This is a genomic window from Rhizobium sp. 11_C7_N12_5, from assembly GCF_051811145.1.
GTDB lineage: Bacteria > Pseudomonadota > Alphaproteobacteria > Rhizobiales > Rhizobiaceae > Rhizobium > Rhizobium lusitanum.
The window spans coordinates 2823688-2840500 of the sequence record NZ_JBPWPY010000001.1; the positions used below are offsets into that span (position 1 = coordinate 2823688).

13 protein-coding genes are annotated in these 16813 nt (G+C 52.7%); 11 read left to right on the forward strand and 2 right to left on the reverse strand.

Annotated features, from left to right (window positions below; genetic code table 11):
* Positions 1-286: 286 nt before the first annotated feature.
* Genes AB8B29_RS13915 through AB8B29_RS13935 form a run of 5 tightly spaced genes read left to right on the forward strand, consistent with a single transcriptional unit; the run spans position 287 to position 7369 of the window.
* Positions 287-475, forward strand: a complete 189-nt coding sequence (locus AB8B29_RS13915) for a helix-turn-helix domain-containing protein (protein ID WP_439006568.1) — start codon at positions 287-289, stop codon at positions 473-475.
* The gene (locus tag AB8B29_RS13920; protein ID WP_439006569.1) at positions 472-3438 is read left to right on the forward strand and encodes a type I restriction endonuclease subunit R; all 2967 of its coding nucleotides are present in this window, start codon (positions 472-474) and stop codon (positions 3436-3438) included. Before AB8B29_RS13915 ends, AB8B29_RS13920 begins: the two co-directional genes overlap by 4 nt.
* Positions 3428-4642, forward strand: coding sequence for a restriction endonuclease subunit S (locus tag AB8B29_RS13925; protein WP_439006570.1), 1215 nt, complete (start codon positions 3428-3430; stop codon positions 4640-4642). The genes AB8B29_RS13920 and AB8B29_RS13925 overlap by 11 nt, the downstream gene beginning before the upstream one ends.
* On the forward strand, positions 4635-5723 hold the full coding sequence (locus AB8B29_RS13930; protein ID WP_439006571.1) for an AAA family ATPase: 1089 nt from the start codon (positions 4635-4637) through the stop codon (positions 5721-5723). The genes AB8B29_RS13925 and AB8B29_RS13930 overlap by 8 nt, the downstream gene beginning before the upstream one ends.
* Positions 5720-7369, forward strand: a complete 1650-nt coding sequence (locus AB8B29_RS13935; RefSeq protein ID WP_439006572.1) for a type I restriction-modification system subunit M — start codon at positions 5720-5722, stop codon at positions 7367-7369. The genes AB8B29_RS13930 and AB8B29_RS13935 overlap by 4 nt, the downstream gene beginning before the upstream one ends.
* A gap of 140 nt (positions 7370-7509) precedes the next feature.
* Here AB8B29_RS13935 and AB8B29_RS13940 read toward each other — a convergent pair whose 3' ends face one another.
* Both AB8B29_RS13940 and AB8B29_RS13945 read right to left on the reverse strand, forming a co-directional pair.
* On the reverse strand, positions 7510-7989 hold the full coding sequence (locus AB8B29_RS13940; protein WP_439006573.1) for a DUF2442 domain-containing protein: 480 nt from the start codon (positions 7987-7989) through the stop codon (positions 7510-7512).
* The gene (locus AB8B29_RS13945; protein WP_439006574.1) at positions 7979-8215 is read right to left on the reverse strand and encodes a DUF4160 domain-containing protein; all 237 of its coding nucleotides are present in this window, start codon (positions 8213-8215) and stop codon (positions 7979-7981) included. The genes AB8B29_RS13940 and AB8B29_RS13945 overlap by 11 nt, the downstream gene beginning before the upstream one ends.
* Before the next feature lie 502 nt (positions 8216-8717).
* Here AB8B29_RS13945 and AB8B29_RS13950 point away from each other — a divergent pair.
* The 6 genes from AB8B29_RS13950 to AB8B29_RS13975 all read left to right on the forward strand — a co-directional run bounded on the left by AB8B29_RS13950 (position 8718) and on the right by AB8B29_RS13975 (position 16808).
* The gene (locus tag AB8B29_RS13950) at positions 8718-8888 is read left to right on the forward strand and encodes a hypothetical protein (protein ID WP_157835782.1); all 171 of its coding nucleotides are present in this window, start codon (positions 8718-8720) and stop codon (positions 8886-8888) included.
* Positions 8882-9568: a hypothetical protein gene (locus AB8B29_RS13955; RefSeq protein ID WP_439006575.1), complete on the forward strand. Its 687-nt coding sequence runs from the start codon at positions 8882-8884 to the stop codon at positions 9566-9568. Before AB8B29_RS13950 ends, AB8B29_RS13955 begins: the two co-directional genes overlap by 7 nt.
* A 73-nt stretch (positions 9569-9641) precedes the next feature.
* Positions 9642-11834: an integrase gene (locus tag AB8B29_RS13960; protein WP_439006576.1), complete on the forward strand. Its 2193-nt coding sequence runs from the start codon at positions 9642-9644 to the stop codon at positions 11832-11834.
* On the forward strand, positions 11831-12832 hold the full coding sequence (locus AB8B29_RS13965) for an ATP-binding protein (protein WP_439006577.1): 1002 nt from the start codon (positions 11831-11833) through the stop codon (positions 12830-12832). The genes AB8B29_RS13960 and AB8B29_RS13965 overlap by 4 nt, the downstream gene beginning before the upstream one ends.
* Positions 12832-14649, forward strand: coding sequence for a TniQ family protein (locus AB8B29_RS13970; protein WP_439006578.1), 1818 nt, complete (start codon positions 12832-12834; stop codon positions 14647-14649). The genes AB8B29_RS13965 and AB8B29_RS13970 overlap by 1 nt, the downstream gene beginning before the upstream one ends.
* A 1094-nt stretch (positions 14650-15743) precedes the next feature.
* Entirely contained in the window at positions 15744-16808 is a 1065-nt protein-coding gene (locus AB8B29_RS13975; RefSeq protein WP_113119066.1) for a D-alanine--D-alanine ligase family protein, read from the forward strand.
* Positions 16809-16813 lie beyond the last annotated feature (5 nt).

Consider the following 16813-nt stretch of genomic DNA (forward strand, 5'->3'; position numbering starts at 1 on the left):
ACAGCCTCTCGCGAGGCGGTGGGTCAGCGGGATATTCGTATGATGTGTAGGGTCGCGTTTTTCATGAATGGAACAAATAGAGAACAACATCGAGGGCGTCAATGCTTTTTTTTGCGGAGGGCGTGGTGCGACCCGGCGGCCTATCTCCCAAAACGTTCGCCAAAGCCTTCGTCAGTTCGGTAGGCAAATTTCGGCTGTTGGTGATAGCCGTTTCGTTTCCGGTTTTTTCCTGTTTTTTCTGGCGGCCCTTATGTTAGGTTCGCGACTCAAAGTTGAGGCTTAAGTAATGGACGACGACATAATCACCATCAGGGAAGTCGCGGAGTATCTAAGGCTCAAAGAGAAGACCGCGTATGCGCTTGTGGCCAAAGGGGAAATTCCCGGCTTCAAGGTCGGCGGTTCATGGCGCTTTCGCAGAAGCGAACTGGAAAAATGGATCGTTCGGCGGGAAGGAAATGAGGCAGATCGTTCATGAACGAGCAACAGATAGAACAGCTTCTGATCGGCAAGCTGACCGACCTTAAATATGCATACCGGGCAGATATTCGCGACCTCGATGCTCTGAAAAACAATTTCCGGGAAAAATTTGAGGCCCTGAACAAGGTCAAATTGTCCGAGAGCGAGTTTTCTCGACTTCTTGAAACGATTATCACACCCGACGTGTATAGCGCCGCTCGCACATTACGCGAGCGGAGCAGCTTTGAGCGGGACGACGGGACGCCGCTCAACTACACACTGGTGAACATTAAGGACTGGTGCAAAAACACCTATGAAGTCGTCAACCAGCTCCGTATCAATACCGAGAATAGCCATCATCGATATGATGTGATCTTGTTGATCAACGGCGTTCCTGTCGTTCAGGTCGAGCTGAAATCCCTGCAAATCACTCCTCGCAGGGCAATGCAGCAGATCGTCGATTACAAGAACGTTCCGGGGAACGGCTATGGTAAGACGTTGATGTGCTTCCTTCAGTTGTTCATCGTCAGCAACCGCTCTGAAACCTGGTATTTCGCAAACAATAACAACCGTCACTTCAGCTTCGACGCCGATGAGCGTTTTCTGCCTGTCTACCAATTCGCAGACGAGAAAAACAAAAAGATCGGACAACTCGACGATTTCGCCGAGAAGTTTCTAGCCAAGTGCACGCTTGGGCAAATGATCAGCCGCTATATGGTGCTGGTCGCCAGCGAGCAGAAGCTATTGATGATGCGTCCTTACCAGATTTATGCGGTGAAGGCGATTGTGGAGTGCATCCATCAGCAGACAGGAAACGGGTATGTCTGGCACACGACGGGCAGTGGAAAAACGCTAACTTCGTTCAAGGCTTCAACCTTGCTCAAGGACAATCCAGATATTGAAAAATGTCTTTTTGTGGTGGATCGCAAAGACCTCGACCGACAAACCCGCGAAGAATTCAACCGATTTCAGCAAGGTTGCGTCGAAGAAAACACAGACACATCGACGCTGGTGAAGCGCCTTCTTTCCAGCGACTATGCCGACAAGGTGATTGTCACCACCATCCAGAAGCTTGGCCTGGCTCTGGATGGAACCAACAGGCAGAATTACAAGGAACGGCTTGAGCCGCTCCGCGACAAGCGCATCGCCTTTATCTTCGACGAGTGCCACCGCTCGCAGTTTGGCGAGAACCACCGGGCTATCAAGGAATTTTTCCCGAATGCCCAGCTATTCGGCTTCACTGGAACACCAATCTTCGAGCAAAATGCTAGCTATCACCAAATAGAAGGCGGCCAGGCTTCCTATAAGACCACGGCTGATATCTTTCAGAGCGAGCTTCACGCCTACACGATCACAGACGCGATTGATGATCGCAACGTTTTGAAATTTCACATCGACTATTACAGGCCGGATGGGAAGGGCAAGCCAAAGCCGGGCGAAGCCTTGGCGAAAAAGGCAATCGTGGAAGCCATCTTGGAAAGGCACGATGCTGCCACCAATGGCCGCAAGTTCAACGCAATTCTGGCTACTGCTTCAATCAATGACGCAATAGAATACCATAAGCTGTTCAAAATCATCCAAGCAGACAGGTCTGCGGCAAACCCGAATTTTCAGCCACTCAATATCGCCTGCGTCTTCTCGCCGCCTGCGGAAGGCAGCCCGGACATAAAGCAGATTCAGGAAGATTTGCCGCAGGAAAAGGCTGACAACTCGGTTGCGCCCGATGAGAAGAAGGCCGCACTTGATGAAATCCTCGCCGACTACAACAAGCGCTACAAAACCAATCACCGCATCGGCGAATTTGATCTCTATTATCAGGATGTTCAGAAGCGCATCAAGGACCAGCAGTATCCGAACCAGGACCTGAAGCATGCCGAGAAAATCGACATCATCATTGTCGTGGACATGTTGCTGACAGGCTTCGATTCCAAGTTCCTGAATACGCTCTATGTCGATAAAAATCTCAAATATCACGGCTTGATTCAGGCGTTTTCGCGCACCAACCGCGTGCTTAACGACACGAAACCTTACGGCAACATTCTTGATTTCCGGCAACAGCAAGACGCGGTGAACGATGCCATCGCCCTCTTCTCGGGCGGTCAGTCTGACCGGGCCAAGGAAATATGGCTTGTGGATCAAGCGCCCGTAGTGATTGATAAACTGGATAGCGCCATTCAAGAACTTCGCAAATTCATGAAATCGCAAGGCCTGGAAGGCAAGCCCGAGGAGGTCGCAAACCTAAGGGGTGATGCTGCGCGTGGTCAGTTCATCAACCTGTTCAAGGAAGTGCAACGCCTCAAAACCCAGCTCGACCAATATACCGATTTGAACGAAGAGCAGAAGCAAGCAATAGAGCATGTGATCCCGAAGGAACAGCTGCAGGGATTCAAAGGCGTTTACATCACCACTGCGCAACAACTCAAAGCCTTACAGGACAAGGCTGGTAAGGATGCCTCGCCTGAAGTCCAACAGCTAGATTTTGAGTTTGTTCTTTTTGCGTCTGCCGTCATTGACTATGACTACATCATAGCCCTCATGGCGAAGTATTCGGCCCAGCAACCGAGCCGAACCAATATGAGCCGGGACCAGCTCATTGGCCTCATTGCGTCCGATGCCAAGTTCATGGATGAGCGTGAGGACATACGAGACTATATTTACACGCTTAAGGAAGGTGAAGGGCTAAGCGAGAAGGAAATCCGCCAGGGCTATGGCAGGTTCAAGGAGGAAAAGAACGCAAAGGAACTTGCTGCGATTGCTGAAAAACACGGCCTGGGAACCACCCCCTTGCAACTCTTTGTGGATGGCATCCTCCGGCGAATGATTTTTGACGGTGAGCGGTTGAGCGAACTACTTGAGCCATTGCAGCTGGGTTGGAAAGCGAAGAATAAGAAGGAACTAGAGCTGGTGGAAGACCTGTCGCCGTTACTTCACAAGTTGAGTGGTGGGCGCGAGATATCGGGGTTGAATGCTTATGACCAATAGAGCCAGCGACGACAATCAAAAGTTCCCCGATCTCCGTTTTCCTGAATTCCAAGGCACAATTGGCTGGAATTGCGACAGGCTATCAAATCTTATTAGGACAGTCGTCCCTCCCAAAAAAATCCCGACAACGCAATACAACACGACTGGTCGTTTTCCGATAATTGATCAATCTCAAAATCAGCTCGCTGGGTGGACCGACGACGCAGATGCCGTCATCGATTCCGAACTTCCGCTAATCGTATTTGGAGATCACACTTGTGTTTTGAAGCTCCTTAATAAGTCATTCGCCCAGGGAGCTGACGGAATAAAAATATTCAGCGGCTCGGAAGCTGTTGATACGCTGTATCTGTTTCAAGCCTTGCACGCCAATCCTCTGCAAATGCAAGCTTACAAGAGACATTTTTCAGTCCTGAAGGAAAGAAGAGTGTACTTCCCAGATAAGGAGACGGGAGAACAAAAAAAAATTGCCGACTGCCTGTTTTCCGTCGACGCATTGATCGAAGCTGAAGGGCAAAAGCTCGAAGCTCTCCAGCTTCAGATGAAAGGGCTGATGCAGGAACTTTTTCCCGCTGAAGGCGAAACCATCCCCAAGCGCCGCTTTCGGGAGTTTGAGAACGACTTGGAGTGGGAGGAGAAAGCAATCGGTGATTTTGGCGATGTTGTCACTGGAAGCACGCCGAGCACTAGCCAGACGAGATACTATGGAGATCGCTGGCAGTTCGTTTCTCCAGCAGATATTTCTGACGCTCGCTTCATCGAGAGCACCAAGATAAATCTGTCAGATGAAGGACTTTCCGTAGTAAGAAAAATTAAAGAAAACAGTGTTCTCTTTGTTTGTATAGGTTCGACGATTGGGAAGATGGCACAGAACAAGGAAGCATGTGCCACAAACCAACAGATAAACGCTATAGTTCCGAACGAATATCATTCAAGTGATTTCATATATTTTCTCCTCAGCAGCATATCGAAAAAAATCGCAGCACTTGCAGGAAGGCAAGCTGTTCCGATCATAAATAAATCAAATTTCAGTGCAGTTCGGGTTCGATGCCCGAAACTACCCGAACAAATGCGCATCGCAGATTGCCTCTCCTCAATAACTGAGACCATTACTGCGCAATCCCAAAAACTCGACGCGTTGCGCACTCACAAAGAGGGATTGATGCAACGCCTCTTCCCCGCTGTCAGCGAGGTGGAGCATGGCTAACAAACCAAAAATTCACGACTACAAATCTCTGAACAACGTGGTGACTCGAATTCGCAGCGATTTGAAGGATTTCGACTACGTCCTCCTCTTCGCCTACAATGGGACGGGAAAAACGCGGCTCTCGATGGAATTCAAAGAGTCAGCAAAGAAAAAGGGCTCGGGAAAGGACACGCTTTATTTCAATGCCTTTACCGAAGATTTGTTTTACTGGAACAACGACTTACAAGGCGATACGGATCGCCACCTCGTCGTCAATTCAGAATCGGCGTTCTTTTCAGGGTTCAAGGAGCTTGCCTTGGAAGAAAAGATTTTTGCCTATCTCGAACGCTATGCCGACTTCGATTTCAGGATTGATTATGAAAAATGGCAGGTTCGATTTTCGCGGGACAGGGAAGACAACATCAAAGTTTCTCGCGGCGAGCAGAATCTCTTTATCTGGTGCATGTTCCTTGCCATTTGCGAGCTGGTAGTCGATGCGCACGTTTCTTACGCGTGGGTAAAGAATATTTATATTGACGATCCCATTTCGTCGTTGGATGACAACAACGCCATTGCCGTAGCAAACGATTTGGCTCGGCTATTGAAGAGCGGCAAAGGAAAAATCAAGGCCATCGTCTCCACCCATCACGGGCTATTTTTCAACGTGATTGTGAACGAACTAAAGCATCATAATACGAAGGTTCACTTCTACCACCGTGCAACTGGCACCGACACCTACACGCTTCGGGGAACCGACGAAACGCCGTTTTTTCACCACGTAGCAACGCTGGGTGAGCTAAAGAAGGCCGTCGAGGGAGACGAGATATACACGTATCATTTCAATATGCTCCGTAGCATTATGGAAAAGACCGCGCTCTTCTTCGGTTCCAAGGATTTTTCAAGCTGCATCCACGGACTGGACGACGAAGTGCTTTATGCGCGTGCGCTGAACCTTTTAAGCCACGGAAAATATTCGGTTTACGAGCCGCGTGAAATGGTGGCTGACACGAAAGAATTGTTTAAAAAAATCTACTCTGAATTCATTGAGCGCTATCGGTTTGAACTGCCAGAGATTACAGGCCAGCAGGAGGCTGCGAAGTGACCGAAGAACAACAAAAAGAACTCGGTAAAATTCTCTGGTCTATTGCGGATAAGTTGCGCGGTGCGATGAATGCCGACGATTTCCGCGACTATATGCTGTCCTTCCTCTTTCTACGCTACCTGTCGGACAATTACGAAGCGGCAGCCAAGAAGGAATTGGGCAAGGAATATCCTGGGCCGAACGGTCACATAACCCCGCTGCAACGCTGGTATGAAGAGAATCCTGACGATGTCGATGAGTTTGAAAACCTCATGCGCCGCCGGGTCCATTATGTCATTGAACCGGATTACCTCTGGGAGAACATAGCTGACATGGCGCGGCGGCAGGATGTTGAGCTGCTCCATACGCTTCAAAAGGCGTTCACTCACATTGAGGAGGAGTCCTTCGGCCAGAATTTTCAGGGATTGTTTTCGGAAATTAACCTCGCGTCGGACAAGCTCGGCAAAGTTTATACCGACCGCAATAAGAAGCTCCACGAGATCATTTCCAAGATCGCAGATGGACTTTCAAAATTTTCATCGGAACAGGATGCGCTCGGCGATGCCTATGAATACCTGATCGGCCAGTTCGCAGCGGGATCGGGGAAGAAAGCCGGTGAGTTTTATACCCCGCAGCAGGTCTCGGACATCCTTTCGGCGATTGTGACATTGGACGGCCAAGACCCTGCCTTGGGCAAGAAGAAGCACCTGGACAGCGTTCTCGACTTTGCTTGCGGTTCTGGATCATTGTTGCTGAATGTGCGGAACCGGATAACCAAAGATGGTGGAACCATCGGAAGAGTTTTCGGTCAGGAGAAGAACATTACAACTTACAACCTCGCGCGCATGAACATGCTGCTTCACGGGGTAAAGGATTCCGAGTTCGAGATTTTCCACGGGGACACGCTGCTCAACGATTGGGACAAACTGCGCGAGGCAAATCCGGCCAAGAAACCCTACTTTGACGCAATCGTTGCCAATCCGCCATTCAGCTATCGCTGGGAGCCGTCTGACGCGGTAGCGGACGATGTACGGTTCAAGTCCCACGGGCTCGCGCCAAAATCGGCAGCTGATTTTGCCTTCCTGTTGCATGGTTTCCATTATCTAAGCGATCAGGGAACAATGGCCATTATCCTTCCGCACGGAGTTTTGTTCCGAGGCGGCGCGGAAGCCAATATTCGCAAAAAGCTCTTGGATGACGGTCATATCGACACAGTCATTGGTTTGCCCGCCAACCTGTTCTATTCCACCGGTATCCCAGTTTGCATTCTCGTTCTGAAGAAATGCAAAAAGCCAGATGACGTGCTATTTATTAACGCGAGCGGCGAAGGGAATTTCGAGAAAGGCAAACGGCAAAACCAGCTCTTACCCAAGCATATTGAAAAGATCGTAGAGACGTATCAGTTCCGGAAAGAAGAGGACCGTTATTCAAAGCGGGTTCCAATAGAGACGATCCGGGACGAGCACAGCTACAACCTCAACATCTCGCGATATGTGAGCCTGACAGAGGTCGAGGAGCGGATCGATCTTGAAGAAGTACACGAAACGCTGGAATCGATTGAACTGGAAATCATCGCGGCGCGCAGCAAGCACAACGAGTTTCTTAAAGAGCTAGGATTGCAATTGTTGCCTGGCCAAAGGCCAGAGGACGCGGCCATCATCAAGTAGGTTTTCGGCGGGGAAAATTACACGATTTAAGTTGATTGGATACTTCCCACCTTTGTCGCAGCAAAAAACAAACCCTTACTCAAGAGCGGGTTTGTTTTTTGCATTTGCCGATGACCTTCCTTAAGGATGACAGTTCGAGCCTACGCTGTCATCGCTTCGGGGTGTCTATCGTTTTTTTGGGCGGAATCAACAAGATAACGGGTCGCGTACGCAACATTTCGCGGAATCGGCTTTGCTTTTCTATAGTCGGCGACTTGCCTCCTGGAGATTTCCAAGGCAGCAGCCATTCCGTCCAACGTCATGCCCAAGTCGTCCATGGCGTCGCGAAAAGATGCGTTATCAAATTCTGCCGATGGAAGTTTGCTAAGCCACAGAGCCGAAAAGTCCAAACCGCCCGGCCACTCAATGCCCGTGCCGTACTCATCGACTTTAAGCTGCGCGAACAAAGCGTCATCTTCACGCAGAGGCATATACACTCTTCGGCTCAGTAGGGCGGGTGCTAAGTCCACAACCGAGGTCTTTCCATTTTTCCAGGTAATGCGAACAAGTCGCTTTTCGATCCACTCTGCCTTCGCGGCGCGAGGCAGAGGGGTGCCAACAGAGATGAGGTCATCGTTCATTGAGGCGACTCCATTCATTTTTTAGCGTCTCTCTATTCTCGTCTATTGATGCCCATTCAATAACCTTATCAAGGTTTTTCCTCGTAATTTCACCTTGAAGGACGGTTAGATCGGCGATCAAAATCAGTGCATCATGGTCTGGAGTGGATACGTGGAAATGCGGTGGGTTATGGTCGTTTGGATACACATGAATCTTCATCTTTCCGAACTGAATCACCACCGGCATTGATCACTCCACGCATATTAATAGTGCATATGGCGCACTATTTCAAGACCCAAATCGCTTTAGGATGTAACTCCTGTCTCAATCCAAGGTAGTTTTCCCAGGTTAACAGCACGTTGAATAACCGTCGATTGACCCTTGCGACATTGGGAACCTATTGGCTTATCTTATGCTTTCCCTCTCTGTCTGGAGCTTCCGGATCGTTGTGAAGGGCGAAAAATGAGAATGGCGGACGCAGTGCGCATACAGTTTGTTAAACTGTTGGAGACCCCGAGCTGGGACTGCCCGTATCGATTTCGTTAACCATATTCCCAACGCGCAAATTTCCCCCGCTAGACTTTCGGTACCGCCGCTGACTATCTTCTGCGCCAGTTTCAAACACGGAGCCCCACGATGATACGCATCGTCAATCTAGGAAAGACCTTCCTCAGCTCCATCTGAAGTAAGGACACTGTGTCCTCTACCTCCGGATGGGCTGCCACCCATGTGCGCCCAGGAGGTATCTATGCGCCCATCAAAAAATGTGCTGCACCACGTGTTGGTGCGTCGTGCCATTCTGACCGAATTGCGCTCCGGCAACGGAGAAGGGGTTCATTCTCGCTTCCAGGTTTTCCAGGATGGCGGGATTGATGCCGATAAGAACGCAATGGTCGGGATGCGTACGTCCAAATGGTAAGCGCGACCAACTTTTCCCCCAACCCCCACGATGAACCAGAACTTTGGGTGCCGCCACACCTTCACGGTGGCGCACGCAACGTTCCTGTGAAGCACATGCTGAAAACCAACGGCGCGTCGGTATTCGACAATCGCCAGGTCCAGCATGAAAGCGAGCTGGAACAGCAGGTTTCCGCTATCATCCAGGCTCGCCACGGCATCGTGGAGGTCCGTTCCCAGTTTCCGAAGGTGACGTATGTCGATCCGGAGGGACAAGTACGGGAACACATTTTCGATTACTGGGCCAGGTTCAAAAACGGTTTCCGTTTAGCCATCGCGGTAAAATACGAGTGCGAAAAAGCCGAACTCGAACCGGTCTTCGCCGGTGTCCAGAAAATACATCGTGCGCTGTTCGATGACATGAGGATCATGACTGAACGGCACGCGACCAAGGACGATTTTCGCAACGCAAAGACCATCCTCTGGTCTCGCGAATTTCATGATGAGGGTCATGTACGCTCGCTGTTGAGCGAGCTGCATGGGCAGAGCGGCAGCCAGATACAGTTCTTCCAGCTGTATGCGCCACATGTCGAGCGAACGGATCGCACCATTGCGATCTGGCGGCTGATCGATCTGCAGGTCCTAAAACCTGTTCAACGCGGCCGGGTCAATGAACTGACCTGGTTCAACATCAACCTCTAACCAACCTCAATCCTGCCCTAACTCAGACACGTCGTGCCTGAGGACGGCGAAGCTATGTCCAAAGGAAACGAACATGACCGACTACACTCCGATCACCGAAATGGGCCCTCTCGACCGGTTCACCTACCGTGGGACCAACTGGGTCCCTGTTGATTACGATAGCAAGGAATACCGTTTCCAAAGGGAAACGGACCACCGTTTCGAGACGCGTATCTCCCATGCTGAAATCCGTCAGGCGCTGAAAAACGAGACGGCTTCGGTCCACTACAATTTCCACACCAAGACGGAGACGAAACTGCGCCATCTCGTCGGCGACAAGCGCGTCGACGACTTCAAACCGCGTAACGTGGCCATCGCTCGTTTTCACGAGGCGTTGATCCTTCGCTATGAGCAGCATTGTGCGGAAACCGGTCGCAAGCTCCCACGTAGCGAGAAACTTGCGGGTTTGCTCAAGAAATGGAGCCTCGAAATCCAGATCGAGGCCCAGGAACTGACAGAACAGGAGGGCACCAAGCGCAAGACGCGCTGCGATGCCAGCACGAGCTTTTTCAACACGCCTTCGGTCCGCAGCTTTAACCGTCATTTTCGCGAGTACATGAGCTGCGGTCGTGATGTTCGCGCTCTCATTTACCGTCGCAATGGACCCGGGTTCCGCAATCAGAAGGTCGAATGCGCCGAGAGCTATGCGATCTGGCTGGAGGAAGCACGCAACTATGCCAGCCGTCGTAAGCCGTCGAAGGCGAAGCTGCTGCGTGATGTCCACGCCCGCATCGCGGAGGAGAACAAAAATCGAGTGGGGAAGGCACCGCTCATTGCTCCCGGGCGCAAGCGTTTCGAAGCTCTGATTGATGCCATGGACGAGTTCGAGGTCGTTGCGGGCCGCGAAGGGCTTCCCTTCGCTCGTGCCCAGTTCAAGCCGAAAATGGATTCCTACGATACCGAACGTCCTGGTGAACGCGTCGAGATGGACGATTGGAATGCCGATGCCATGACGGCCATGCAGACGTGCGGTTTCTTTCAATTGCTTCCCAAGGCAATCCAGGAATACCTGATCGAGAACCCGCAGCGCATTTGGTTCTGCGGTGCTGTGGACACGTCCGTCAACTATATGCTGGCCCTTAAAGGCGGCCGCAATCCGTCATCGGCCCTCGTCGTCGATACCCTTGAAATGGTAATGACCGACAAGACGCACATCGCCAAGCTGGTGGGTGCGAAAACGCCTTGGTTCGGGCTCCGTCCTGAGGTGGTCTACACGGACAATGGTGCGCCCTACATCGCAGATGCTACGCGTGACGCATTCCTCCTGTGCAAGATTGCACTGACGCGTCCGCCCGCCGGTCAAGCCTGGAAGCGCCCCTTCATCGAGAGTCTTTTCAAAACGCTTGCGCGCGACATCATGATGTTCTTCGACGGGCGCACCTTCTCCAACGTGGTGGAGAAGAACGACTATGACGCTGAGAAAAACGCGGCTCTGGCAGTCGACGAGTTCATCAATCTGGTGATCCGCGCAATCTGCGACATCCACCACAATCGCCCGTCTGCACGCCTCAACAATCTGACCCCGCACGAAGCCTGGGTTCAGAAAACCAAAACCTACCGTGTGCGTGCCATGCCCGGACGTCATGAGAAACGCCACATCTTCGGGGTCACCACGGAACGCGTGATCGACAGCGCGGGCGTGACGGTTCACGGAATTCCTTACAACTCCGACGCTCTGCAAACCCTCCGCCGCAAGGATGGCTCGAAGAAGTACAAGATTCGCACCCACCGTAACGATCTCTCAGCCGTGTCTGTCTATACCGGCGAAGGTTGGCTGACGGTCGAAAATCGCATCGGGATGCCGACGAACATCTCACTGGCCGAATGGTACCTTGCCAAGCAGGACCTCAATCGCCGCAACGGGGTGAAGTCCGAAGCCAACCTGCCGATCATGTACGAGGCGATCAACGTCATGCGTCGTGCCGGTGCCAGCGCTGCAATGCGCGCGGGAATCTCCCTTCATACACTGCGCCCGGAAGAGATTTCGCACGCTACCGACCAGTTGTTCGAAGGCCGCCCGTTCACTGAGGAGGACAAGGTCGACGAGGTGGAACTGCACGAAGACGAAATCGCCTACGACCCGCTCCACGATGGCTACGTCGGTCCGCTGGATGGTGAGTTTGCCGGTCCTCCGACCATCGAGGAGATGCTGGAAAGCACTGCGGAAGCTCACGCCTATGCCGACAACAACAATGACGAACCTTCGCATTTTGGAGAGATCGAATGACCGACGCCAGCATCGCCATGAACGCCCTCACTATGACCCCGTCGGACCGCAAGCTGCATCTCCACAAGCTGTACCTGCGCTACGCAAAATATCATGAGGTCAGCAAACACCTTGATGACCTCATTGCCAACGCGAAAGCCTGCCGTGAGGGTGGTGGCTTTAAGGAACGCGCCCTTTTCGTGATCGGTGAATCCAATACGGGGAAGTCGCGCATGCTAGAGGAGCTTTTCCGCGAAAAGGCGAGCTTCCAACCGTATCAGGATGAGGAGGGCGAGTGGATGCGCCCCTTGATCAGCATTGAAGCACCGTCGCCGTGCAGTTCCAGGGAACTCGCCCTGAAAATCCTGAAGGAGCTTGGCGCTGTCGTTCGTAACAAACGAATTAGCAATCCCGAGCTGTACGATTTTCTGAAAGATCAGTTGCGCGATCAGAGGGTGGAGTACCTGCATATCGACGAAATGCAGGACACGGTGCTCCACAACACGGAGTTCGCCATCAAATCCGTGCAGAGCGACGTGAAGAGCCTTCTCCAGATCAAGAATTGGCCCCTGCATGCAATCTTCTCTGGCGTTACCGATCTGGAAAAATTCATCGTGGGAGGCGATGACCAGATCGGCAACCGTTCAAACACCGTTCGCCTTGAACTGTTGAAAGACCCAAGGGACGTGAGGGCGGCTGAACAGATTTTGTCCAATATCGTCGTAAAGCACGCGGGCCTTGAACCCGGCTGGACTGAAAAGGACGAGCTTCCGGCGCGCCTCATACTGGCAGGGCAAGGACGCTTCGGCACGATCTGTGACGACGTCAAAAAAGCCTGCTTTGCCGCGATTGACGCTAATCGCCGGAAGGTCACGCTGTCTGATTTTGAAGGTGTGTACCAAGTCCGCAAGGCCTGTCTGCGCGAGGACAACCCTTTCCGTGGAAGCAAGTGGCGGGACATCGTACCCCAGAACGCGCTCGCCGACCTGCGTAAACCAGTTGCCAAACGAAAGAAGTGATGATGTTCGGTTCAAAGCTTGCCCGAGAAGTCGCTCTCCATGATGACGAGTGCCACGTAATGTTCGTTTCCAGGATGGCGAAAGCCAACAGCTACCGTAATCTGGATGAGTTTTGCTGGATGACCAACCTGCCCCTGTCCGGGCTGCAGACTATGAATGATGAGACTGCGGGCTTGTTGTCGGCTTGGTCTGGCGTTCCAAAACGACGCCTCCAAAGGTTTGCGCTGACCGGGCATAATGTGACGACCTTCGGGGCGACATCCGTCCGGCGGTCACAATTGGAAATGGCAACTCTCCGGGTTTGCCGCCATTGCCTTTGTCAGGACATGGCTGCAGGGCATGGTCGCGCGGTCACACGTCCTTATGTTCGTGCTGCATGGCGGTGGATGGTGATCGGAACATGCCCGATCCACGGGTGCGACCTGGAGGCAATCTCGGCTGGCGATATCACCGCATGGATCGCACGTCGTGGCGACGCACTGTGTTGGAACCTTCCTGAAATTCGCGAGCCGGACCTGGCTGATGTCTACTTCTCTAACCGCGTGAACGGCGCAGGAAAAGCGTCCGAGTTTCTGGACGAACTCCCGGCCTATGTGGCGGCAGAGTTTTGCACCGTCATGGGGCATTTTAAAAACCTTCCTGAGGACGGACGTGCGCGAAACCGCATTCCGGATGGATTCATGAATGGCTCATGCCGCCGGGAGGGCTTCCTGATTGCCAAGCAGGGCAAAGAAGCGGTCCTGTCTTTTCTCTCCCACCACGTTCATGCGGCTATCGAAACTGCCACCGAATTCATGGATATCTACGGCGTAGCACGTCGTTGGCTGCGGAAGTTCGTGAATGACCCTGACTATCGACCGGTCGTTGAGCTGTTTCAGCGCCACGCCGAGCAGCACATTCCCATGGAGGCAGGCGATGTCTTCCTCACCGAAGTCAAGGAACGTCAAGTCCACACCGTTCGCTCTGCGGCCGTCGAGTACCAGCTTACGCCTGACCGGGTGAAGAACGTAATCGAGAAATACGGATTCACTACGACCACCCCGGATGGTGGTGTAAAGGCCGCACGCGTGTTTCCTCGTGCAGCTCTGCATGAACAGCTGGTCCTGGAGACACAGTTCGTCACGACACCTGAGGCAGCCAGCCTCCTGGGCTGCACATGGCAATTCCTTGATATCCTTCTGCAGCAGGGACACCTGCCGTATCATGCGAACTCGGAGGACTATGCAAGGGTATTCCGGCGCATCTCCCGTGAAAGCGTGGTAAGCCTCCTGGCACGGCTCAAGGCGCAACGGAACTGTGTGTCGAACGATGGCCTCGTCTCGATCCACATCGCCACAGCTATCTGCCATTGCAAGGTTCCCGAGATCGTTGATCTCATTTTCGGCGGCAAGCTGACAAAGGTGTCGTGGTCAGGCGATGAGCTGCTCCTTAAGAACCTGCTCGTTGATCCGCAGGAGGTCCTTCCGCACGTGGCCCTTGATGAGGCCGAGAACTATCTTGATGTAGCTGCGCTAGAGAAAGCACTGCGCACGACGACCGTCACCATCGACGAACTCCTTAAGCGCGAGGTCCTCCCGGTAGAGATGCGGCGTCATCCTCGCACTCGCGTCCACCAACGTTTCGTCCATCCGGTAGCCGTCGAGCAATTTCTGGATAAGCACATTTCGTTGAGCACAATGGCCCGTGAGAATGGCAGACAGATTGCCGGTTTGAAGCAGACATTGGACAAGGAAGGGATCAAACCGATCTTTGAACCGACCGGCAAGATTGCCAGATTTTATCGAAGGTCTGACGTTCAACGACTTGGATTGGCGTGACGACGCTTTCCATTATGAACTTTAAAGCCCGCGAAAGCGGGTTTTTCTTTGCCCATGAGGCAATCCAGGCCACCGATAATCGCACTTTCTGCAACGGACAGATGAACGATTTTCTTTCGGAACCCTGGGAAACCTAGGCTTTCATGTTCATCAGGGACAAACCTTAGGGGCCGCACCACTTATGAAACAACAACGAGCGTTGTTCACGTCAAATCCATACCCCTACGATTGGCCGATCTAAGCTTTAGCGACTCTAGCGATCACCCGATTGATTTCCCGGGAATGTAGATAGACCATTTGGATTATTCTGGCCGCCTCAGCAGCGATTGTTCTACAGATGACGTAATCGGCGTCGATCACACTCATCTCGAATGAACTTAGCTAGAAATCTAACGGACAGGCAAAGCATTAGCGGAAATACGGCCAAACAAACACTCTGAATGCCACCAAGGGTAGAAAACATAAACCGGTGAAAATAAAATAATACCCAAGGAGATTAATATACACATTTCTAATATAATCGGGGCAGCGCGGATCTTTATAATCTATAAGAGTTAGAAGAGATCCACCGAGAATAATTGTAAAATCGCCGTATCGTCTCGAATAAGCAGCGAGCCTGTTTATTCTAATTATGTAATACGTGCTGATAACGACCCAAGCTGAGAGATTGATCACAAGATAAATCTTAACGACAGCTGTCCAAAAATCGTGACTCACGTTCGAAATTTGCTCCTTTTTCCAGGCCGTCACTCAGAAATGTCCCGATTGCCTACATCGCACCAGAAAATCGTATATACAACCAAAGATTTTATCCAAGCCGCAAGATCGCGCGCAAGGGTGAATGAAACGTTCACTTTGCAAACAAGGAATCCTGACCCAATGCCAGCAGGGCTCCGCTGAAAGAGCATGCTTCGTAAAGATCAATCTTGATAACCAGAAGGTCCTTGTCGCCGTAGTCGTTAAAGCGATATTCGGGATAGAAAGGTATTTCGTTTCCAAGGGCACACCTACCACCACCCCTCCCCAATTTAGCTGCAATCCCCCGTTTAAACCCTCCCATCCGTCACACCCTCTTGCCCGGGAGAGCAGCCCTCATGTCGAAACTCCGCGTCGCCGTTTTGTTTGGTGGCCAGTCCAGCGAGCATGATGTTTCCATCATGTCGGCCCGCAATGTCATCCGGGCGATCGATGCCGGGACATATGAGGTCGTGCCGATCCTGATCGATCGCGCCGGGCGCTGGCTGCTGGTCGAGGCGGAGGGCGGCGTGTTGGGCGAGCCGATTGCCTATGAAGGCACGGAGGTTTGCCTGTTGCCTGGGGCGAAGGGTCGGCTGCTGGCGCTGGAAGGCGACGGCGCACGGGAGATCGCGGCGGTCGATGTGCTGTTTCCGGTGCTGCATGGGCTTTATGGCGAGGATGGCTCCATTCAGGGCCTTGCCCAGATGGTCGGCATTCCCCTTGTCGGCTGCGGCATCTTGGGTTCGGCAAACGCGATCGACAAGGATATCGCCAAGCGGCTGTTGCGGGAGGCAGGCCTGCCGGTTGCGCGCTCCGTCACGCTCACGCGTGGCGAAAAGCCGGATTTCGAGGCAATCGTGAGCGCGCTCGGCTCGCCGGTCTTCGTCAAGCCCACCCGCCAGGGGTCGTCGGTCGGCGTCAGCAAGGCGCATGACGCCAGGGAATTCGAAAGCGCGCTGGCCGATGCCTTCCGGCATGACCGCAAGGTGCTCGTCGAGGAATTCGTCCGCGCCCGGGAAATCGAATGCGCCGTGCTGGAGCAGCCGGATGGCGCGCTGTTCGTCTCCGTGCCGGGCGAGATCGCCACTGCGGCGACGCACGGCTTCTATTCCTATGATGCGAAATATGTCGATCAGGACGGCGCCGTGATCACCATTCCGGCTGAGATCCCGGCTGAAACGGCCGAGACGCTGAGGCGCATGGCGGCAGATGGCTTCCGGGCGCTGGGATGCGAAGGGCTGGCGCGCGTCGATTTCTTCGTCCGGCCGGATGAGAGCGTTGTCATCAACGAAATCAACACCATGCCGGGCTTCACCAATATCAGCATGTACCCCAAGGCCATGGGCGCCTCGGGCATTTCCTATCAGGAGCTCGTCGGCCGGCTGATCGAGCATGGGCTTGCCAGAGCAAGGCAAGCCTAGCGCAA

Excerpts from the sequence above, each read along its gene's own strand:
- AB8B29_RS13915 (WP_439006568.1), top strand. The coding sequence starts at position 287 with ATGGACGACGACATAATCACCATCAGGGAAGTCGCGGAGTATCTAAGG.
- AB8B29_RS13920 (WP_439006569.1), top strand. The coding sequence starts at position 472 with ATGAACGAGCAACAGATAGAACAGCTTCTGATCGGCAAGCTGACCGAC.
- AB8B29_RS13925 (WP_439006570.1), top strand. The coding sequence starts at position 3,428 with ATGACCAATAGAGCCAGCGACGACAATCAAAAGTTCCCCGATCTCCGT.
- AB8B29_RS13930 (WP_439006571.1), top strand. The coding sequence starts at position 4,635 with ATGGCTAACAAACCAAAAATTCACGACTACAAATCTCTGAACAACGTG.
- AB8B29_RS13940 (WP_439006573.1), bottom strand. The coding sequence starts at position 7,989 with ATGAACGATGACCTCATCTCTGTTGGCACCCCTCTGCCTCGCGCCGCG.
- AB8B29_RS13945 (WP_439006574.1), bottom strand. The coding sequence starts at position 8,215 with ATGCCGGTGGTGATTCAGTTCGGAAAGATGAAGATTCATGTGTATCCA.
- AB8B29_RS13950 (WP_157835782.1), top strand. The coding sequence starts at position 8,718 with ATGCGCCCATCAAAAAATGTGCTGCACCACGTGTTGGTGCGTCGTGCC.
- AB8B29_RS13955 (WP_439006575.1), top strand. The coding sequence starts at position 8,882 with ATGGTAAGCGCGACCAACTTTTCCCCCAACCCCCACGATGAACCAGAA.
- AB8B29_RS13960 (WP_439006576.1), top strand. The coding sequence starts at position 9,642 with ATGACCGACTACACTCCGATCACCGAAATGGGCCCTCTCGACCGGTTC.
- AB8B29_RS13965 (WP_439006577.1), top strand. The coding sequence starts at position 11,831 with ATGACCGACGCCAGCATCGCCATGAACGCCCTCACTATGACCCCGTCG.
- AB8B29_RS13970 (WP_439006578.1), top strand. The coding sequence starts at position 12,832 with ATGATGTTCGGTTCAAAGCTTGCCCGAGAAGTCGCTCTCCATGATGAC.
- AB8B29_RS13975 (WP_113119066.1), top strand. The coding sequence starts at position 15,744 with ATGTCGAAACTCCGCGTCGCCGTTTTGTTTGGTGGCCAGTCCAGCGAG.